Annotated in this window: 14 protein-coding genes and 1 pseudogene; 7 read left to right on the forward strand and 8 right to left on the reverse strand. The window is 63.4% G+C overall.

All coding sequences use genetic code 11. From position 1 onward, the window contains the following. Positions 1-23 precede the first annotated feature (23 nt). Together CH262_RS24150 and CH262_RS24155 are read right to left on the reverse strand one after the other, a co-directional pair. Positions 24-2,591 carry a DUF2156 domain-containing protein gene (locus CH262_RS24150; RefSeq protein WP_094718591.1) on the reverse strand — a complete coding sequence of 856 codons (2,568 nt, stop codon included), beginning with the start codon at positions 2,589-2,591 and terminating at the stop codon, positions 24-26. Continuing rightward, positions 2,588-3,880, reverse strand: a complete 1,293-nt coding sequence (locus CH262_RS24155; protein ID WP_179274127.1) for an alpha/beta hydrolase — start codon at positions 3,878-3,880, stop codon at positions 2,588-2,590. The genes CH262_RS24150 and CH262_RS24155 overlap by 4 nt, the downstream gene beginning before the upstream one ends. A 300-nt stretch (positions 3,881-4,180) precedes the next feature. Between CH262_RS24155 and CH262_RS27855 the strand changes: the two genes are divergently transcribed. From CH262_RS27855 to CH262_RS24165, 3 genes and pseudogenes are all read left to right on the forward strand, one after another. After that, positions 4,181-4,468, forward strand: a complete 288-nt coding sequence (locus CH262_RS27855; RefSeq protein ID WP_179275094.1) for an antibiotic biosynthesis monooxygenase — start codon at positions 4,181-4,183, stop codon at positions 4,466-4,468. Positions 4,469-4,537: 69 nt separating this feature from the next. After that, positions 4,538-5,935 (forward strand): annotated as a pseudogene (locus CH262_RS24160) (LLM class flavin-dependent oxidoreductase); the annotation flags it as partial. A 403-nt stretch (positions 5,936-6,338) separates the two neighbouring features. Beyond that, positions 6,339-7,100 (forward strand): hypothetical protein, encoded by a 762-nt coding sequence (locus tag CH262_RS24165; protein WP_256988969.1) that lies wholly within the window; start codon positions 6,339-6,341, stop codon positions 7,098-7,100. 37 nt (positions 7,101-7,137) lie between these two features. On the opposite strand, the gene CH262_RS24170 is transcribed toward CH262_RS24165, so the two are convergent. The 6 genes from CH262_RS24170 to CH262_RS24195 all read right to left on the reverse strand — a co-directional run bounded on the left by CH262_RS24170 (position 7,138) and on the right by CH262_RS24195 (position 15,362). Beyond that, entirely contained in the window at positions 7,138-7,626 is a 489-nt protein-coding gene (locus tag CH262_RS24170) for a hypothetical protein (protein ID WP_094693329.1), read from the reverse strand. Then, positions 7,623-9,062, reverse strand: coding sequence for an APC family permease (locus CH262_RS24175; RefSeq protein WP_057473881.1), 1,440 nt, complete (start codon positions 9,060-9,062; stop codon positions 7,623-7,625). Before CH262_RS24175 ends, CH262_RS24170 begins: the two co-directional genes overlap by 4 nt. Next, entirely contained in the window at positions 9,055-11,013 is a 1,959-nt protein-coding gene (locus tag CH262_RS24180; protein WP_094718594.1) for a primary-amine oxidase, read from the reverse strand. The genes CH262_RS24175 and CH262_RS24180 overlap by 8 nt, the downstream gene beginning before the upstream one ends. Before the next feature lie 140 nt (positions 11,014-11,153). After that, positions 11,154-11,741 (reverse strand): TetR/AcrR family transcriptional regulator, encoded by a 588-nt coding sequence (locus CH262_RS24185; protein WP_032385777.1) that lies wholly within the window; start codon positions 11,739-11,741, stop codon positions 11,154-11,156. A gap of 226 nt (positions 11,742-11,967) precedes the next feature. Next, a complete protein-coding gene (locus tag CH262_RS24190; protein WP_094718595.1) occupies positions 11,968-13,440 on the reverse strand; it encodes an NAD-dependent succinate-semialdehyde dehydrogenase in 1,473 nt (490 codons plus the stop codon). After that, positions 13,437-15,362 (reverse strand): FAD-binding monooxygenase, encoded by a 1,926-nt coding sequence (locus tag CH262_RS24195; protein ID WP_094718596.1) that lies wholly within the window; start codon positions 15,360-15,362, stop codon positions 13,437-13,439. The genes CH262_RS24190 and CH262_RS24195 overlap by 4 nt, the downstream gene beginning before the upstream one ends. Before the next feature lie 127 nt (positions 15,363-15,489). Between CH262_RS24195 and CH262_RS24200 the strand changes: the two genes are divergently transcribed. From CH262_RS24200 to hpaD, 4 genes are read left to right on the forward strand one after another with little or no spacing between them, the layout of a single operon-like run. Next, the gene (locus CH262_RS24200; RefSeq protein ID WP_094718597.1) at positions 15,490-16,986 is read left to right on the forward strand and encodes a fumarylacetoacetate hydrolase family protein; all 1,497 of its coding nucleotides are present in this window, start codon (positions 15,490-15,492) and stop codon (positions 16,984-16,986) included. Further along, the gene (locus tag CH262_RS24205) at positions 16,983-17,654 is read left to right on the forward strand and encodes a GntR family transcriptional regulator (protein ID WP_094718598.1); all 672 of its coding nucleotides are present in this window, start codon (positions 16,983-16,985) and stop codon (positions 17,652-17,654) included. The genes CH262_RS24200 and CH262_RS24205 overlap by 4 nt, the downstream gene beginning before the upstream one ends. A gap of 37 nt (positions 17,655-17,691) precedes the next feature. Beyond that, positions 17,692-19,224 (forward strand): 5-carboxymethyl-2-hydroxymuconate semialdehyde dehydrogenase, encoded by a 1,533-nt coding sequence (gene hpaE / locus CH262_RS24210; RefSeq protein ID WP_094718599.1) that lies wholly within the window; start codon positions 17,692-17,694, stop codon positions 19,222-19,224. 45 nt (positions 19,225-19,269) lie between these two features. Further along, the gene (hpaD, locus tag CH262_RS24215) at positions 19,270-20,421 is read left to right on the forward strand and encodes a 3,4-dihydroxyphenylacetate 2,3-dioxygenase (protein WP_032393250.1); all 1,152 of its coding nucleotides are present in this window, start codon (positions 19,270-19,272) and stop codon (positions 20,419-20,421) included. Positions 20,422-20,449: the final 28 nt, after the last annotated feature.

Here is a 20,449-nt window from a genome sequence, read left to right on the forward strand (position 1 = left end):
GTCGATCCTGTCGGCGGGTGGCCTCACTGCCGGTCGCGTTTCGTTGCCCGGGAGCGAGCGACAGTCCACATCAGATGTGCGCTCTGGCTCAACGTCATTCGCGGTAGATACGCACGACCGACCGCATTGGCGATACCCGGAAGTGCGGCACTGTCGGGGAAGCTCATGTACATGGACTCGTACCGCGGCTGAAACTTGGATTTGAATGCCAGCAGAGACCTGAATCCGTAGACGGGTTCGAGTGCTCGGCCGACGGCATCGAGGAGCTTCTCCACCGGGTCCGGGCTCGATACTGTCGCAGAGAGACCGTCGGCCTCGATCGTTCGCGGGCTTTTGGCGAGTGGTGCGCCGGACAAGCTCACGAATTCGAAGCCCTCCGACGCGAACGACACTGCTGCCGACGCGATGAGGAATTCCACTGCCGGTCCGAATCCCGTCGATCGTCTCCTCATGAAATCGAGCGTCCATCCCACCACCTCCCCATCTCGATACACCGGCAACCAGGATGTGACACCGTGCACCGTTCGATCGGCATCGATGGCTATCAGGCATCGGACGTCCGGATCCTCCATCTCCGTCAATCCACCGAGAGTGAACCCCATCTCGGGCATCGCTTTGTCCGCCACCCACTCTCTGGAAATGGCCGCTATCTGATCGCGTATCACCGGTGATACGTCGGAATACGCTGTCCACTCGGCAGCGATTCCGGATTTCGTCGCTCGGTTGAACGACGTCCTGATGTCCTGGAATTTCTTACCGGTGAATTCCAGCGAGGTGAGGTCGAGGATGGCTTCCTCCCCCACGTGAACGGAGTTCCAGCCCAATGCATCTGCGACGCGACGGGTGTCAGCCGAGATCGAGTACAGGCACGGTGTCCACCCGTTGTCGGAACAGAAGTCCGCGAATGCGCGTACCGCGGCGGCATGGTCTTGTCTGGGTCCGACCGGGCCGGCAGTGGTCAACGCAATGCCGCCCACGACGCGGTAGGCCACGAAGCTGTTCCCGTCCGGCGTGAACCAATAATTGTTGCTGCTCCAGGTCGACATCCACGACAGATTCGACCCACCGCTGCGCACGAGGATGTCGCGAGCCCGCCGAGCATCGTCCGGCTCGACGTCGTAGGTGGGCCGCAGAAACATCGCCAGGACGGTCGCGCACAGCGTCACCCAGAACGCGACGCCGATCCACTGGTACATCCAGGACGGAACGAACTCCCCGGCAAGCAGAGCGGGCTCGAACCATTGCAGGTACACGCTGGGAATCAGGCGTTGAACGAAGTCGACGGCCAGTTCGGGAACGTATGCGATCGTCCGCGCCGACATCGATCCCGTGGCGGTGTAGAGCGTGCCCAAGGTGAGCAGCGCCAGACCGACGGATCGCAATGCCGCTCGTGCAGCTCCGTTCGGCGAGGCGATCGTGAAGGACGATCGGGTGAAGGCGAGGACCAGAGCCACCGCTACCGGGGTCAACAGCGGCGCGGCCGCCCGGATCAGATACGAACCGTCCAGCTGCACACCGGCATCGGACAATTCGGACCAGGACTCGTGCAACTGAGCGACGTTGAGGACCGCCGATGCCGTCAGACACAGCTGCGCGATCAGAGCCGACGTCCATGCCGCTCGCCTGCCCCGCCGGAGGCCGTCGCAGATCGTGACGAGAAACAGGGACGGTGCGACGGCGAGCACCGTGAACCCGAGCCCATCGAACCGCAAGGCGAACAATCCCTGCCGGCATTCGGAACTGTGGGCCGCCGAACTGCAGACCGCCCGTACTTCCTCGGCGGTCCACGGATCGGCCCGCAGCAATGCCTCCAGGACCCCGAACGGACCGGCAGCATCGTTCGACACGAGCGCGAGCACCGGGCCCAGCGCGCTTGCCAGCACGATCAGCGCTACCAGCAAGCGGCTCTCGCGGCGCGTCCCCGCCACCGCGTCCTCCGGATCGACTGGGCCGTGCATCACCCGGCCGACCGCGAGTCCGACGATGATGGATGCCAGCCCCACCAGATCCGACAACCCGCCGTGGAACAGCGCGAGCACGATCGCAGCGGCCGGCAGACCCACGCGAATTCTGCGGCGCCACAGGACGGGCATCGATGCACTCGCTGCCATGGCGACCCCAGCGACCCACGCCGCCGGATCGAACACCACGGACGTGCCGAGCCGACTGCCCCAGTCCTCGTCGAAGGAATCGACCGAGACGGCAAGGCTCAGTCCGGCAATGGCCCCGAGCACGGCAACGATTCCGACGGCCGCCAGAAACTTGGCCGAGCCCATGTGTCGTTCCAACGGCACCCCACACAGGAGCAACAGCACGACGGACAGCGAGAGCACGAGGAAATTCGGTGCGACGACCACAGAAGTGAGCAGCGTCCACCAATGCATCTGCGAGAGCGCCGAAATGCTCAGGTTCAGATGGTGTTCCACGAAGTCCGGATCGGCCGTCAGAGCGTGAACCGTCACGGTCGCGACCGCAGTCGTCGCCGCGATCACGATCGTGATCGGCGCGCCCGCAGTCCACCTTTTTGCGGCGCAGGCCAGGGCGCTCGACGCACGCACGATCTCGGGACGCGGCTCGATTCCCGTACTCATCGGGATATTCCCAATCGTGCTGCGATGGTATCGATTTGGCTCGACAAGCCGCCCGACCACACCCGGAAGTCGTGTCCGCCCGGAATCTCCTGGTACGAGACCTGCATCCCCGATGACCGGGCCGCCTCGTACAGCGCCTGCAAGCCCGGTTTGTTGTCGTTGTCGGACGCCCCCACCACGAAGACACCACCGCTGTTCGCGTACGAATTCGTCCGCAGCTTGTCCAGGGGATTGACCTTCTCGAAAAGCGTTGCGTCCCCATCGAAGACTGCGTCGAGAGTGCGTCGACGATCGCCGCCCAACGTCGGCTCGGCCTGACCGGAAATATCGAGGAACGTCGGGAACACCGACGGATAGTTGGTCGCCAGCTGCAGTGCACACGTTCCGCCGTAGGACAGCCCACCCACCGCCCAGGACGACGCGGAGTTGTCGACCTGAAGGAACGTTCTGACCCACGCCGGTACGTCGACTGCCAGGTACGTCGCAGCATTTCCTCGCGGGGAATCGACGCACAGAGGGTTGGCGAGCGTCGACCCGGTCCCGTCGGCAACCACGACGACGGGTGCGAGCCCGGAATGACGAGCGGCGAACGCGTCCATCGTTTTCACCAACCCTCCACTTCGCAGCCAGTCCCCCGGGCTGCCGGGCTGGCCGGCCAGTAAGACCAATACCGGCATCGACGGCCGACGGGCCGCGAAATACGCGGGCGGCAGGTAGATCTTTGCGGGACGGGCCGAGAAACTCGATGTCCGACCGGCTATGTCGGTGGTGACGACGGATCCGCCTGCCGGTAGACCACCGGGGTCCTGCCACTGTGCGACGGGCACGGGCTCCCGATGGTGCGCCGGCAACGACAGCAACGGGATCTCGTTCACCCGACTGGTCCCGACAGCCGCGCCGACAGTCGGAAAGTAGGCGAAGTACCCGTTGACGGCAGCGGCCGATTGCACGAGCACCGCACAAGCAGCGAGCACCACGACGACCGCGGTCCCGATGCTGCGACCGGCAAGCGAGCGGTACACCGCCAAGCCGACCGCCATTACACCGACACCGGCCCACAGGTAGACGACGAAGGGCAGTCTGTCCGGAAACGGATGCCACCAATGCTCGATGACGACGTAACCGACGCCGGTCACGACCGCGGCCGTCGCCGCCACGATCGGGACGACGACCTGCGCGTACCACGCCGACCTGACGGCAAGCAGCGCGATCGCGCCGACCGCAGCGATGCCCCAGAGGACCGGCACCAGCCAACCGTCGATCAACGACACGTCCTCGAACCACTGCACCCGGCCACTCCGATCATCGACTTCCTGTCCTTCGATCCTGGTGTCGGCCGCGGCCGAAGAACATCCACCGAAGGTCTGCTCCGTCCCCGCCGATCGGCGGGAGTTTCGATCGATATGTCCGTCGGTCGGCGCACACGCGCGCCCACCAATCGCGTCTCGCACGCTCGGCGACCGTTGGCCAGGCTTCGAATCAGGGTGATTCGAACCGTCGCTGCACGGACTCGGACGGGTTAGCTTCGGTAACGATGCTCGATTCGTGGTGGACGTCGGTCTGCCCAACAGTGAGGACAGTCGCACCGCATGGCGCTCAACAACGGAACTCTGATCCACCTGGTCGCACGAGAGGGAAAGCAGGACGAGGTCGTCGCGATCCTGGGCGAAGCACTCGGATCGGTGGCGCGGGATCCGCAGACCGCGACGTGGTACGCGTATCGAATCACCAACACCGAGTTCGGAATCTTCGGTTCGTCCGAGAGTCAGGCACCCCTCGGCCAGGACGGGCATCCGGTGCTCACCCGACTGTCCGACGATCTGCTCGCGCACGCGCCGTCGGTGCAGTCGTTCGACGTGCTCGCCTCCAAGGTCTGATGTCGACCGACCTGCGATGAGCAGCAGGTTCACCCCAGTACTCCAACCCGCTGATCGAAAGAGCCGAACATGAACGCAGGGCCCGACACCGCACGCAAGCAGCTGGTACTGAGTGCTTTCGACATGGCGTGCGTGGTGCACCAGAACCCCGGCATGTGGACCGACGCCGATGACCAGACTCACCGCTACACCGACATCGAGTACTGGGTGGAATTGGCCCAGACGCTGGAGGCGGCGGGTTTCGACATCCTCTTCCTGGCCGACGTCCTGGGGTTCTACGACGTGTACGGCGGCAACCGAGACGCCGCACTGCGTACCGCTGCGCAGGCGCCCGTAGCCGATCCGCTGTTGACGATCTCGGCCATGGCCGCGGCGACGAAGACGCTGAGTTACGGTGCGACGGTCTCGTCCACCTACGAGCTGCCGTACAAGTTCGCCAAGACCATGACGACACTCGATCACCTCACCAAAGGCCGGGTGGCGTGGAACGTCGTGACGTCCTACCAGCAGAGCGCAGCAGTCAATCTCGGCCTGACGCAGCAGATCTCGCACGACGAACGGTACGAGATCGCCGACGAGTTCATGGAGGTCTGCTACAAGCTGTGGGAGGGCTCGTGGGAAGAGGACGCGGTGGTGCGCGACCGCGCTCGTGGCGTCTACACCGAGCCGTCCAAGGTGCACGACATCGACCATGCCGGTAAGTACTTCACCGTTCCCGGTGCGCATCTGGGCGAACCGTCCCCGCAACGCACGCCGTTCCTGTTCCAGGCCGGGGCGTCGGCCCGGGGGCGCAAGTTCGCCGCCAAGCACGCCGAAGCGGTCTTCCTCGTCGGAGTCAACCCGCACGACGTTCGCCCCATCGTCGACCAGTACCGCATGTTGGCCGCCGAGCAGGGACGCGATCCGCGAAGCCTGAAGATCATCATGATGCTCACCCCCATCGTCGCCGAGACCGACGAGGCCGCGCACGAGAAACTGCTGCAGGTTCAGAAGCACGCCCAGGTCGACGCCGCTCTGGCACTGTGGGGCGGATGGACCGGAGTCGATCTCTCGGGAGCCGACCCCGACAAGCCGTTGGACCAGTTCCGAGGCGACGGCATCCGTGCGTTCAGCGACATGCTCACTCGGGTCGACAGCGAATTGGTATGGACACCACGCAAACTGGCGGAGTGGCTGTGCGTGGGCGGCATGAGCGCGAGCATCGTGGGCTCACCGAAGACGATCGTCGATCACTTCGAGGAGTGGATCGAGATCGCCGATGTCGACGGCTTCAACATCGCTCGCGTCACCAACTTCGAAACCTTCCGCGACTTCGGTGAATTGATCACCCCCGAACTCCGTCGCCGCGGATTGATTCCCGACACCAACCGAACCGAGGCCACCTCCCTGCGCGAACTCGTGCTGGGGCAGCCGCGTCTGCGCAACGACCATCCCGGCGCGGCCTTTCGGCCCGCCGCGACGACGGGTCCCCGTCCGGCCCCGCCGACGACCATTCGTGTCGCACCCCGCAATGTCGGACTCCTGGTCACCCTCACCGCCAAACCCGACACGGCAGACGCCCTGGAAAACTGGCTCACCGAGATGCACACCCACGCACTCGACGAGCCGGGCACCACAACCTGGTATGCAATCAAGTTGAGCGAGAACACGTTCGCGATCTACGACACGTTCCCCGACGAGGACGGACGCCAAGACCACCTGCACGGCAGCATCGTGAAGTCGCTTCGCGAACGTCAGCAGGAGCTTCTGGCCGAGCCGCCGACCATCCGTCAGGTGGACCTGCTCGCAGTCAAATCCCTGTTGACGGTCTGATCCACGAACGTCAGCAACTGGATTCTGCTGATACCAGAAATGACTGGACGTGGCTGACATGATCGAAGACATGATTGTCACCCCGTCCGTCGAACAGTTCCGTCGATTGGCACAGTCGTCTCCGTGGCGGTGGAGAACTGTCGAGCTCGCATTCGTGCGCGCCGGTCACACATCTCCGGTGCACGCATGGATTCGACGCCCGGGTTATCTTCGCGTGGAGAACGCCGCTGGTGAAGTCGTCGAATTATCCTCCGCTGCAATCCCGTTCGACGGGAGGGCAGCTGTGTACTCGAACGGAGCCGATGCCGACCGTCCCAGTGCACTGTGGGCATCGGATACGACCCCGGTGTTCGACGCCGATGGGTTGGTGTCGGCGTTACCATCGGAAACGGATTCGTGGTTCGTGGACTGGGACGATCCGTTCTACGAGAACTACCAATGGATCGCGATGCTCAACCCGATCGAACTCACTCGTTCACCGCACGACCATTCGTCCGCCGCGACAGGCACCGCCGTATCCGAGGTCGAGGTTGTCGAGCACGGCGGCCGTCAAGCGTGGGAGGCCACCGTCTGCACCACTCCGGAATACGACGCCCGATGCGAATGCTGCGCGTTACTGAGCGGGCACTACGACTTCGATACCGGGCACTGGGTTCCCGGGCCGCCGGTATCCGTGAGACTCGACGTACAGACCGGAATCTGTGTCTATGTCGGTCCGACCACGGAGGGTCCGACCGATGACTGCGACGTCGACGTGACAATCCTCGCCGTCGACGAAGCTATGGACGACAGCATGTTCGTGCGGGGCGGCCGCAAGTAATTCGGTATCGCCCCATGCTCGGACACCGATGGCATTGTCACACTGCCATCGGTGTCATCCCGAGGATCATCAGCACCGAACCGATTGTCGCTCCCCTTCTCGCCTGCGGCCGGTCCGACATGGCCACGAGAGTGGTTGCTGCAAGCCAACACACGAGTACGATCGCCGGCCCCCAAGGCAGTTGCGTACTGCTCGCTGCGTGGTGGTGACCCAGTGACGAAACCCCCGAGGTGCCCGAGCTCGGCATCGCCAGCAGCAGCGCGCCCATGGCGGTGAGGTCGACGGTGCACAGTCGTCTGGCTCGACTGCCGTTGGTACACCCCACCATGTGGAACGCCTGGCCCAGTAATCCGAGGGCGGCGATCAGGTAGATCCACTGCGGCACATGGGTCACCACCATGACCACCATCAGGACGGCCATGGAGCCGTGCGCGATCGTCATCGAACGTGACATCGCGCGCTGCGTCACCAGAGGGAGAAATGCGCCGACAGCGCCGGCGGCCATCAGCGCGTCGGCGGCGCTCACTGGGCCAGCTCGCCGGGTTCGTGCTCGATCGCCCGAGAAGCCTCGGTCGATCGTGAACGGCGAGTGGAGATACCCCGCAGCAGACCTGCGACGAAGAATCCCACAACGATGAGCAGCAGGATCGCAGCGATCGTGGACGAACCTCCGATGAGCAGAGTGAAGTTGTCGAGGACGAGCCCGAGAACGACGAGGAGCCCGAGGGTTCCGAGCACGGGGGCGATCTTCGTGTGCCACGTCCGCGAGTCGACTCGGGTTCGGGCGAAGAACGTGTAGATCGCAACTCCGGTGAGGATCATCAGCACCAGAATGCTCACTGTCGCCAATCCGGACATCCAGGTGAACAGCTGAAGTATCGGGTCTGCGCCCGCCAATGCGAACACTCCGACCACCAGAACGGCCGAGAGAGTCTGGAAGATCGAGCCCACATGTGGCGATCCGTGTCGGGCATGTGTCCGCGCCAGTGCTTTCGGCGCTGCGCCTCGTCTTGCCAGCGCGAAGACGTACCGTGAGATCGCGTTGTGGAAGGCGAGTAGTGCTGCGAAAAGGCTTGTCACGAGCATAATTTGGATGATGTCCGACCACGTCGCTCCGAGGAACTGTGCGGCCGCGGCAAAGGTGAGACCCGCCGGATCCGCGGCGGCCGCGTCGGCGACCGAGTTGCTACCGAATGCCAGCACGACCGCCCAACTCGACACCGCGTACACGGCTCCGATGACGATGACCGCGGCGTACGTCGCGATCGGCACCGTCCGCTTGGGGTCCTTGGCCTCCTCGCCGTAGATCGCGGTCGCCTCGAATCCGATGAACGACGCGATCGCGAACATCAGCGCGATTCCAGGAGATCCGGACAGGAACGCGTCCGGTGTGAACGACTGGACGTCGATACCGTCGGCACCGCCCTGAGCGAACACCGCCACCGACAACGCCAGCACGATACCGATTTCCAGTACCAACAGAACACCGAGAACCTTCGCGCCCAGATCGATGCTTCGGTAGCCGAGCACCGAGACGATGCCGATGAGCACCAGCGCCCACAGCCACCACGGTAGGTCCGGGCCGCCGTAGGAAACGACGAGTCCCTGCAACGTGGACGCCGCCAGTCCGTAGATTCCCGCTTGTATTGCGGTGTACGTCAGCAATGCGAGTCCCGCCGCTCCGAGACCGACGTTTTCGCCCAGACCCTTTCCGACGTATGCGTAGAACGCGCCGGTGTCGGTCATGTGGCTGCTCATTGCCGCGTACCCCACGCTGAACACCAGCAGCACCACTGCCGCGACGATGTATGCCATGGGCGCACCCGCGCCGTTGCCCGTCGCGATCATGATGGGCAGTGCACCGCCGATCGCGGTGAGCGGAGCCGCGGCTGCGATCACGAGGAAGACGATGCCGACAACGCCGATCGAGCCCTTCAGCTTTCCGTCTCGTGTGTCAGACATGGGAGCTTCCGTTCGTAGAATGGCACGGGGTGCTCGACGGCGCACAGTGTGCCGAGGTCGAGGCGGGGACGTCGAGCGTCGGATTCCGGTCGAAAAAGCCGACCGGCTTGAGTTTGAAGCCGGTGTAGTCGACCGGCATGATCGGCCAGTCCTCCGGTCTCGGGAAGTGGGTCAAGCCGAACGTGTGCCATACGACGATGTCCTTGCCCTCGATGTCCCGGTTACCGGCCACGTAACTGGGCAGCCCTGCTCCGCCGGAATGCTGATTCACGAAGTCTCCCGACGCGTAGCGCTCGGCCGCGTCGAACTGCGTGACCCACAGGTGTTTGGTGGCGAAGGTGGCACGTTTGGCGATGGACGAATTGTCGTCGGCGAGCAGCAATGGCTGACCTTCCGGATGCAACACGTATGCGACAGGCTTACCGAGTCGGTTGAGTGAATCCGGGTTACTGATGTGCCATACACGTCCCGTGGATCCGTTCGCGCAGCGAGCGGCCTCGGCCTCGGTCGTCAGTGGAGTCGTGGACAGAGCAAAAGCGTTGCCGTGCGGGTTGTCCGGGCCCATCGGGACGCGTCTGGTCTCGACTTCCTCCACCGAGTTCACGGCACCGTCGACCATCATGTCCAGCCGCGCGCTGAACAGGTGCTGATGGCACGGAGCACCGAGACCCGGGGCGATCTGCGAGGAGTACGGGTAGTCGTCTCCGAGATGACCGGAGGTGAACACGACACCGGTTGCCTTGACCTCGAATTCGATGGTGCCGTCGAGGTACAGGTACCAGAAGAAGCCGTAATCGTAGTTGCCGATGGTGGTGAAGAACGAAATGACCAGTCTACGTTGACGTCTCGTCTCATTCGAACCGGCCCACAGGTCGGTGTGCTTCCACAGGATGCCGAAGTCCTCTTCGTGCATGCAGACCGCGTTTCTCAACGTCTGCGGATTACCCAGCTCGTCTGCGATGACGACGTCGAAGTACGTGATGTCGCCGACGCAGTCACACCCGAGCTCCAAGGCATTGGCGTACCTGCCGACGAGGTACTCACCAGTATCGAAATAGTTCTGCCAGGAGCGGACCGGTGATGGATCACCGTACGGAACAACCATTTCCGCGATCGATGCGCGGTGAATGATCGGCCTGGTCGCCCCTTTGTCGTCGAAGCCGATCTGATGCAACACCAGGCCCTCTCGGGCGTCGAAGCCGACGCGAAGGCTCCACTTCTCCCACTCGACGAGATTGCCGGTGACCTCGAAACTCGGCCCCTCGGGCTGGGTGATCTCGATCGGCTTCTGCGTCGTGCGCATCGGACCGGTGACCTCGGGATCGGTGAAGTTGCCCGACTCCTCGGGGATCGGCACCACTCCGGTGTCGAGCACCTTTTCGACCGTCTTGTTCATGACGTCGACGAACCCGACCAGGCCGTCGATGGGATGCGCCCATGCGTGATCCGTCGGGTAATCCTGGCGAAATGCCAAGCCTCGCAGGATCCTTCGCCCTTCCTCGCCGGGGTAGTCGAAGACGCCGGCCGACAACGGTGCCACTCGGACGTGGTCGACATCGAGACCACGGCGCTCGAGCGCAGCCAACCATTCGGGATCGGTCCGCAGCGTTTCTTCGACGAGTCCGAATTCCTCGTCGAGAACCGGCATCTGGCCGTCACGGATTGCGTCGAGAGTCACCGACGACACGACCGCTCGCTCGGTGACCGATACGACGACGTCGACGGCGTTCGGCGTGGAGACGTCGTGCAGCAAGGCACGAAAGCGGCGGTCGATACCCGCCGCAGTGGGGTACAGCTCCGACTTGAGCGGCTCCTCCAGACCGACATAGACGAAGCGGCTGTGCTCACCCAGCAGTCCTGCGTCATCGAGGACGGCACGTACGTCCGCGATCTCTTCGGCGGTGGGCAAGGCCAGAGGGTGATCGATTCTTGTGGGAGAAAGAGTCGGCATGAACAGTCCTCGAGTAGGTTGGTTCTACATACGTTGGAAAAAAGATGTGACGGACGCTACACCTGTGGGCAACGGCTGTACAGATCACATTCGAAAGACGATCCGAAAAATTTCTGGCATCGAGCCAGTGAGCGCGGGCGCTAGGAACGCAGCAGCGCGAGGAAGTTGTCGAGCATCGCCAACTGCATCTTCGCAGAACTCTCCGATGGAGTGAGAACACCGAGGAGCTGCACGCCCATCATCATGCCGAGCAACTGCTCGATGACGACCGCGACATCTATGTCGCCGACCTCGCCTGTCGCACGTGCATCCTCGAGGTGACCGGCCATCTGCCCACGCCACAGAGTCAATGCACGGCGATTGATCTCGTCCATCCGCTCGTCGTACATCGCGCGCTGAAACAGAGAGATTGCAATACGGGCTTCGAGCAGCGTCTCTTGCGTCGTCGGCATGATCTCGCGACAGAAGATGCGAAGCGCGGCGAGACCTTTGGCGTCACGCATTCGCGCGTCGATCCGGGCGTTCGTAGCCTCGAAGACGAGCTCGAACGAGGTTCTGAGAATCTCGTCCTTGCCTGAGAAGTAGTGACTCAGCGCGCCGTTCGTGTAGCCGGCTTCGGTAGCGATGTCGCGCATGTTCGCGGCGTCGATCCCCTTTGCCGCGATCAGCCGCCACGTGGCCGCAGCGATGGCTCGCCTGCGTTCATCGTGGTCGACCAGCTTGGGCATGAGGCCACGGTAACGGCTCACCGGGCGGGCCCGACGCGCCGGTCGACGGTCGCAAGTCTCGACTCACGCTTTACCTCCTCTCGGTGAACGGTTCGTTGTTCTACGCCCGTTGAAAGAAGATTGCTCCTCCTGCGTTACGAATCCTCGTTGGCGCTGTGAATTTCGCGTTACCGGATCCTCACTGCGAACACACGTTGTGGGGTCCGAGACCCCCACAACGGCGTGTCTAGTCTGCGAAGGGCGACGGGGTCAGTGTGTATTTGGTTTGCAGATACTCATGGATGCCTTCGGCTCCACCTTCACGTCCGAGACCCGACATCTTCCAGCCCCCGAACGGTGCCGCGGCGTTGGACACCACACCGACGTTCAGTCCCATCATTCCGGTCTGCAGACGCTCGATCATGCGCTGGCCGCGACGGAAGTCCTCGGTGTAGACGTACGAGACGAGCCCGTACTCGGTGTCGTTCGCCAGTGAGACTGCCTCGTCGTCGGTATCGAAGGTCGCGATCGCGAGTACCGGACCGAATATCTCCTCATGGAGGATTTCGCTGCCCGGGGCCACGTCGGTCAGAACCGTAGGGGCAAAGAACGTCCCGGGCCGGTCGATCGCTGCGCCGCCGGTGGTGACCGTTGCGCCGCGCTGCACGGCGTCGGAGACCAACTCCTCGGCCTTGGCCACGGCCTTGCCGTCGATGAGCGGACCGATCGTCACCCCGTCCTCGGTCCCGCGTCCGATTCCGAAGGCATCGACTCGTTCGGTGACTCGCCGGGCGAACTCGGTTGCTATCGAACTGTGCACGATGAAACGGTTTGCCGCCGTGCAGGCTTGACCGATGTTGCGGAACTTCGCGGCAATGGCTCCGTCGACGGCCTTGTCCAGATCGGCGTCACCGAACACCACGAACGGGGCGTTACCGCCGAGCTCCATCGAGGTACGGAGAACCCCGGTGGCGGCCTGACGCAGCAGAGCCTGACCGACGGGGGTCGAACCGGTGAACGACAGCTTCCGCAATCTGGGGTCGGCAATGATCGGGCCGGATACCGCCGACGAGGACGAGGTGGTGACCACGTTGACGACGCCGTCGGGCAGGCCTGCCTCCTGCAGAATTTTCACCAGGAGCAGAGTCGTCAACGGAGTCAGCGCAGCCGGTTTGACCACGACAGTGCAGCCCGCAGCCAGAGCAGGGGCAATTTTACGAGTTGCCATGGCCAGGGGGAAGTTCCACGGCGTGATGAGAAAACACGGACCGACGGGATGCTGAGTGACGAACATCCGCCCGGTGTTCTCCGGGTTTGCGCCGTACCGACCCTGGACGTGGGTGGCCTCCTCGCTGAACCACCGCAGGAACTCGCCTCCGTACGCCACCTCTCCCCTGGCCTCGGCCAACGGTTTACCCATCTCGATGGTCATGAGGAGCGCAAAGTCCTCCTTTCGCGACTGCAGCAGGTCGAAAGCACGTCGCAGAATCTCGGCACGCTCACGCGCGGGGGTCGACGCCCACGAGTCGGCGGCGGCTACGGCCGCATCGAGTGCAGCCATCCCGTCCTCGGGGGTGGCGTCGGCGATGTCACGAAGGACCTCCCCCGTTGCCGGATCATGTACCGCCAGAGTTGTGTTCGAGGACGACGCGCGCCAGTGTCCCGCGATGAACAGTTCGCTCGGGACGGAGTCGAGGAGCTTCTTCTCGAGATCGGTCATACCAATTCCTTCGGGTTGGAGGCCGTGTTGCGCGGCAGCATGTTTCCGGCGAAGAACGTCGCCAGCTCGTCGGTTGCGCTGAGTGGAAGAACCTGTGCCACATACTGATCGGGACGGACCACCACGATTGCGCCGTCGCGATCGATTCCGCGCTCGGTGAAGATGTCGGTACTGGGATCGGTTGCGAAGACCTTCTCGTAGTCGACTAGTCCGAAGGGACCCCCGACGGGGAGGTACACGGGATTCACCGCGCCGATATCGACCGAGGCGTGGTCCTGCTGGTAGATCACCTTGACGTCGAAGAAACTGTCGATGTCGGTGCCCTGCGGGGTGAACCGCACGATCGGCGAATCGAGTGATTCGAGGAGCCACGACGACAATTCGGTCAACGCCACGCTGGCCGAGTGAAGGCCGGCGGCGGCCGCGTCAGCGAAAACGTAGATCCGCCAGCGTCCGTCTGCACGGTGATGATGACCGAGATGCATCGGATTGGCATCGCATACTCGCACCACCGGTGCCGACTTGAAACGCTTGCCCACCGGAAATCCGGTGGCCAGATTCTGATGGGTGGTATCGCCGACGATCATCGACGGCCGGTACTCGGTCATGAAGCCGGCCGGGAATTCTCCGGTCTTGACGTAGAACTCTTCGAGCTCGGACGGGTTGTCGAAGTCCTCCGGGCGCTTCGCCATCATGGCCGACCACTGTTTGTCGAAGTCGATCAGGTTCTGCGCGATGACCTGGCGTTCGGCGGTATAGGTTGCGAGCAGGCTCTCGGGCGCGCGGCCTTCGAGTACGTGCCCGAGTTTCCAGCCGAGGTTGAACCCGTCCTGCATCGACACGTTCATTCCCTGACCCGCTTTGGCGCTGTGGGTGTGGCAGGCATCGCCGGTGATGAAGACATGCGGCATACGCACCCCGACCTCGTCGGCCGGTACATCGTCGAAGCGGTCGGTCACGCGGTGGCCGACCTCGTAGACGCTATGCCACGCAACATTTTTCACATCGAGGGTGTAGGGATGCAAAATCTCGTTGGCCTGCGCGATGATCTGGTCGATGCTGGTCGTGCGCACCTTGCCGTTGTCGTCCTCGGCAACTTCCCCGAGGTCGACGTACATGCGAAACAGGTGACCACCCTCGCGTGGAATGTGCAGGATGCTCCCGCCCGAGCCGGACTGGATGGCGCACTTGAGGCGAATGTCGGGAAAGTCGGTGACAGCGAGAACGTCCATCACACCCCAGGCATGGAACGCTTTGTCTCCGACCGGCTTACATCCGATCGTGTCGCGCACGGCGCTGCGTGCACCGTCGGAGCCGACGACGTATTTGGCGTGAACCGTTCGCTTCTGCCCCACCTGATCGCCGCCGGTGTGCTCCAGTGTGACCGTGACCGGATAGTCGCCATCCCCGATCTCCAGCGTGCAGAATTCGTAGCCGAAATCCGGCTTCATTCGAGTAGGCGACAGAGCCATGACCTCGGCGAAGTAATCCAGGACGCGAGCCTGATTGACGATCAGATGGGGGAATTCACTGATGCCGGTTGCGTCGTCGGGCGTCCGCGCAGTGCGCACGATCTTCGAGGCGTCCTCGGGATCGGGCTTCCAGAAGGCCATTTCGGTAATTCGATAGGCCTCGGCCGTGATGCGATCCGCGAATCCGAACGCCTGGAAGGTCTCGACACTACGAGCCTGAATCCCGTCGGCCTGTCCTATCGCAAGACGTCCCGTGCGGCGCTCGACGATGCGCGTCGTCACGTCAGGAAACTGGGAAAGCTGTGCGGCGGTCATCATTCCTGCCGGACCGGTGCCGACGATGAGCACATCGACGTACTCCGGAAGCTCGTCCGGCCGGTCGATACCGGTCCCCGATGCTTGCTGGACGCGTGGGTCACCGGATACGTAGCCATGGTGGTGAAATTGCATTGCTGGACCTTCGCCGATTCTCTCGTGTGCTCGAGTGCTGTGTAGCACCGACGGTATTCATTGCGATCTGCGTCACTCATCGTATACGATCTGAGATATGATGCAAGGGTCGCAATCGAGGAGGAACATGAAGACCGAGAGCCACGATGCTGCCGTCATCGAGTCGAACAACTCACTGACCAGGCCCGGGAAGATCGTCGCGGTGCATCTGAGCTATGCATCACGAGCCGATCAGCGCGGTCGCCGCCCGGCTCATCCGTCCTACTTCCTCAAGCCGACAAGCTCTGTGGCGTCGACGGGCGACACGGTCGAGCGGCCGGCAGGCACCGAACTCCTCGCGTTCGAGGGCGAAATCGCCCTGATCATCGGGTCGACAACGCGATGGGTATCGGCAGAGAACGCCTGGAACCACGTCTCGGGCATCACGGCCGCCAACGACTTCGGCCTCTACGATCTGCGCGCCAACGACAAGGGATCCAACGTCCGCTCCAAGGGCGGAGACGGGTACACACCCCTGGGACCCGACGTCATCGACGCGCGTTCGGTCGACCCGACTGCACTGCGAATCCGGACGTGGGTCAACGGAACCGTGGCCCAGGACGACACCACGGCCGGCCTCATCTTCACGCTGCCCCAATTGATAGCCGACCTGTCGCAGCACTTCACACTCGAGCCCGGCGACGTCATCCTCACCGGTACACCCGCCGGCTCGTCGGTCGTCGTTCCCGGCGACGTCGTCGAGGTCGAGGTGAGCACGATCGACGATTCGTCGTCGACCGGCCGGTTGATCACAACGGTCACCCAGGGCGAGAACGAATTCGACCCAGGGCTCGGCTCTCTGCCGGCAGCAGACGATGCGCAGCGCGAGGACGCGTGGGGCTCGGCCGAAGCGGCCGGAATCACTACGCCTCGAACAGGTTTGAACCCCCAGCTACGAGACAAACTGACCCGGGTACCGGTGGCGGGTCTGTCGGCCCAGCTTCGCAAGCGGGGACTGAACAACGTGTCGATCGACGGTGTTCGCGCACTGAATACCGGCGACAAGATCGTCGGAACGGCCAGGACACTGCGGTTCGTACCCAACCGCGAAGACCTGTTCGTCTCCCACGGCGGCGGCTACAACGCCCAGAAACGAGCGTTCGACGCCGTGAACGACGGCGAGATCATCGTCATCGAGGCCCGCGGCGAACTCGGCTCCGGCACTCTGGGTGACATCCTCGCCCTACGTGCCCGATCCCGCGGCGCCGTCGGCGTCGTGACCGACGGAGGAGTCCGCGATCGCGACGCCGTAGCCGAGATCGGCCTCCCCGTGTTCGCCGCGACCGCACACCCCGCAGTATTGGGCCGCCGCCACGTCCCATGGGATTTCGACCTGACCGTCGCCTGCGGTGGAGCGACGGTACAGCCCGGCGACGTCATCGTCGGCGACAGCGACGGGGTCATCGTGATCCCGCCGGCGTTGGCCGAGGAAGTGGTCGACGAGGCGCTCGCTCAGGAAGAGCAGGACGCGTGGGTTGCCGACCAAGTCGCGGCCGGACATCCACTCGACGGGCTCTTCCCACCGAATGCGGAGTGGAAGAGCAAGTACGAGCAGTGGCGTAAGGATCAGGGAGTTTCCCAATGACACAGAGCAAATCGCAGGCCGCCTACCACTACATCAAGGACCGGATAGCGCGGCAGGAATACACGCCCGGCTACCGCCTCGTACTCGGCTCGATCGCGAAGGATCTCGACATGAGTGTCGTTCCGGTTCGTGAGGCGATCCGACAACTCGAGGCGGAAGGTCTGGTGACGTTCGAGCGGAACGTCGGTGCTCACGTGTCGATGGTGGACGACACCCAATATCGCTACAGCATGCAGAGTTTGAGCGTTCTCGAGGGCGCTGCCACTGCCATGGCCGCACGCCGATTGTCGGAGGACGACATTCGGAAAGCCCGTGCCGTGAACGAACGCATGATCGAGTCCCTCGAGCATTTCGATCCGCACCTGTTCACGTCGCTGAACAAGGAGTTCCACCAGATTCTGTTCGCGAAATGCGTGAACCCACGAATGCTGACACTCGTCGAAGCCGAGTGGGGCCGTCTCGGACACTTGCGCGCATCGACGTTCGCGTTCGTTCCCGGTCGCGCACGTGAATCGGTGCACGAACACGAGAACATCGTGCGGCTCATCGAAATCGGTGCGCCCCTCGGCGAAATCGAGAAGGCGGCTCGACGACACCGATCCGCAACGCTCGACGCATACCTGGTCCACGAGCACCCCGACGAAACCATCGGCCTACCGGCCTACTGAGTCAGATCAGACAACCGATCCCGATATTGGAGCATTCATGACGAACACTGTCGCCGAACAGGCACAACGCCACGTCCCCACCGACCTTCCCAGCAAGATCCAGCACTACATCGGCGGTGCGTTCGTCGATTCGATCGACGGCGACACTTTCGACGTTCTCGACCCGGTATCCAATGAGGTCTACCTGCAGGCCGCCGCCGGCAAGAAGGCCGACATCGACCGCGCTGTCGAGGCCGCCAAGAAAGCATTCAAGGAAGGCCCGTGGCCGCGCATGCTGCCGCGCGAGCGCTCCCGGATCCTCCACCGCATCGCCGACATCGTCGAATCACGCGACGCCCGGCTGGCCGAACTCGAATCCTTCGACTCCGGCCTCCCCATCACCCAGGCACTCGGTCAGGCTCGCCGCGCCGCCGAGAACTTCCGCTTCTTCGCAGACCTCATCGTCGCTCAGGCCGACGACACCTACAAGGTCCCAGGACGGCAGATCAACTACGTCAATCGCACCCCCATCGGGGTCGCCGGCCTCATCACCCCGTGGAACACCCCGTTCATGCTCGAATCGTGGAAGCTCGGCCCAGCACTGGCCACCGGCAATACCGTCGTCCTCAAGCCCGCCGAGTTCACTCCCCTGTCGGCATCGTTGTGGGCGGGCATCTTCGAGGAAGCCGGCCTCCCCGAGGGTGTGTTCAACCTTGTCAACGGCCTCGGCGAAGACGCAGGCGACGCGCTCGTCAAGCACCCCGACGTTCCCTTGATCTCCTTCACCGGCGAATCCAGCACGGGTCAGCTCATTTTCGGCAACGCCGCGCCCTTCCTCAAGGGCCTGTCGATGGAACTGGGCGGAAAGAGCCCGGCGATCGTGTTCGCCGATGCCGATCTCGAAGCAGCAGTGGACGCCACGATCTTCGGTGTGTTCTCTCTCAACGGGGAGCGCTGCACCGCGGGCAGCCGCATCCTCGTCGAACGGTCCATCTACGACGAGTTCGTCGAACGTTATGCTGCACAGGCCAAGCGGGTGAAGGTGGGCTACCCGCACGATCCCTCGACCGAGGTCGGTGCGCTGGTGCACCTGGAGCACTACGACAAGGTGATGAGCTACATCGAGATCGGCAAGACCGAAGCCCGCCTGGTTGCGGGCGGCGGCCGGGCCGAAGGCTTCGAGCAGGGCAACTTCGTGACCCCGACGGTGTTCGCCGATGTCGCACCCGACGCCCGCATCTTCCAGGAAGAGATCTTCGGACCGGTCGTGGCGATCACTCCGTTCGACACCGACGACGAAGCTCTCGAATTGGCCAACGGTGTCAAATACGGTCTCGCAGCATACGTCTGGACCAACGACCTCAAGCGCTCGCACAACTTCGCCCAGGCCATCGATGCCGGCATGGTGTGGCTCAACTCCAACAACGTCCGCGACCTACGCACCCCGTTCGGTGGGGTCAAGGCTTCTGGGCTCGGGCACGAGGGTGGCTACCGCTCCATCGACTTCTACACCCAGCAGCAGGCCGTGCACATCACGCTCGGCGAGGTACACAACCCGACCTTCGGCAAGGCCGACTCAGCCAAGCACTGACGCAGACAGCACCGACTCCCTTCACCTTTCGACAAGGACCATGACATGACCATCACCCCCGATGCCCCCGAGCCCGTCGTGACGCGCACCAGCCCGATCCGCTCGGCCGACCCGGTTCCCACCCCGCGGGCCACTCCCCCGGATGTATTGCGCTGCGCCTACATGGAATTGGTCGTCACCGACCTCGAGCGTTCACGCAAGTTCTACGTCGACGTACTCGATCTCGTCGTGACCGAGGAAGACGAGAACGCCGTCTACCTTCGCTCGTTCGAGGAATTCATCCACCACAACCTGGTCCTGCGCAAGGGCCCTGTCGCCGGTGTAGCAGCGTTCTCCTATCGGGTACGCAGCCCGGAGGATCTCGACAAAGCCGTCGCGTTCTACACCGAACTCGGCTGCCGCGTGGAGCGAAACCCCAACGGATACAACAAAGGAATCGGCGATTCGGTGCGCGTCGAGGATCCCCTCGGCTTTCCGTACGAGTTCTTCTACGACGTCGAGCACGTCGAGCGCCTCGCGTGGCACTACCACCTGTACACCCCGGGTGCGCTCGTCCGACTGGACCACTTCAATCAGGTGACCCCCGATGTCCCCCGCGCCGTGGCGTACATGGAGGATCTCGGCTTTCGCGTCACCGAGGACATCCAGGACGAGGCCGGGACGACGTACGCGGCCTGGATGCGTCGTAAGTCCACTGTGCACGACACCGCGATGACCGGGGGCGACGGACCACGGATGCACCACGTTGCTTTCGCCACGCACGAGAAGCACAACATCATCGCGATCTGCGACAAACTCGGCTCCCTGCGGATGTCCGACCACATCGAGCGCGGACCGGGACGGCACGGCGTCTCGAACGCCTTCTACCTCTACCTCCGCGACCCGGATGGCCACCGCATCGAGATCTACACCCAGGACTACTACACCGGCGATCCCGACAACCCGGTCGTCACCTGGGACGTGCACGACAACCAACGCCGCGACTGGTGGGGCACCCCGGTGGTCCCCAGCTGGTACACCGACGCCTCGATCGTCCTGGATCTCGACGGCAACCCCAAGCCGGTCATCGAGCGAACCGACGATTCCGAAATGGCCGTCACCATCGGGGCGGACGGCTTCTCGTACACCCGCAAAGAGGACACCGACGAAATGCCGGACTGGAAGAAGGGCGAGTTCAAGCTCGGCGCACAGCTGTAGTAACGACTCATTCCCCTACGGCACAGGA

Origin of the sequence: Rhodococcus sp. 05-2255-1e (assembly GCF_002259025.1) — a bacterium.
Lineage (GTDB): Bacteria > Actinomycetota > Actinomycetes > Mycobacteriales > Mycobacteriaceae > Rhodococcoides > Rhodococcoides fascians.

Coding starts and splice junctions, on each gene's coding strand:
- CH262_RS24165 (WP_256988969.1), top strand. CDS start 6,339: ATGATCGAAGACATGATTGTCACCCCGTCCGTCGAACAGTTCCGTCGA.
- CH262_RS24195 (WP_094718596.1), bottom strand. CDS start 15,362: ATGCAATTTCACCACCATGGCTACGTATCCGGTGACCCACGCGTCCAG.
- CH262_RS24205 (WP_094718598.1), top strand. CDS start 16,983: ATGACACAGAGCAAATCGCAGGCCGCCTACCACTACATCAAGGACCGG.
- CH262_RS24185 (WP_032385777.1), bottom strand. CDS start 11,741: ATGCCCAAGCTGGTCGACCACGATGAACGCAGGCGAGCCATCGCTGCG.
- hpaE (WP_094718599.1), top strand. CDS start 17,692: ATGACGAACACTGTCGCCGAACAGGCACAACGCCACGTCCCCACCGAC.
- CH262_RS24175 (WP_057473881.1), bottom strand. CDS start 9,062: ATGTCTGACACACGAGACGGAAAGCTGAAGGGCTCGATCGGCGTTGTC.
- hpaD (WP_032393250.1), top strand. CDS start 19,270: ATGACCATCACCCCCGATGCCCCCGAGCCCGTCGTGACGCGCACCAGC.
- CH262_RS24200 (WP_094718597.1), top strand. CDS start 15,490: ATGAAGACCGAGAGCCACGATGCTGCCGTCATCGAGTCGAACAACTCA.
- CH262_RS27855 (WP_179275094.1), top strand. CDS start 4,181: ATGGCGCTCAACAACGGAACTCTGATCCACCTGGTCGCACGAGAGGGA.
- CH262_RS24150 (WP_094718591.1), bottom strand. CDS start 2,591: ATGAGTACGGGAATCGAGCCGCGTCCCGAGATCGTGCGTGCGTCGAGC.
- CH262_RS24180 (WP_094718594.1), bottom strand. CDS start 11,013: ATGCCGACTCTTTCTCCCACAAGAATCGATCACCCTCTGGCCTTGCCC.
- CH262_RS24190 (WP_094718595.1), bottom strand. CDS start 13,440: ATGACCGATCTCGAGAAGAAGCTCCTCGACTCCGTCCCGAGCGAACTG.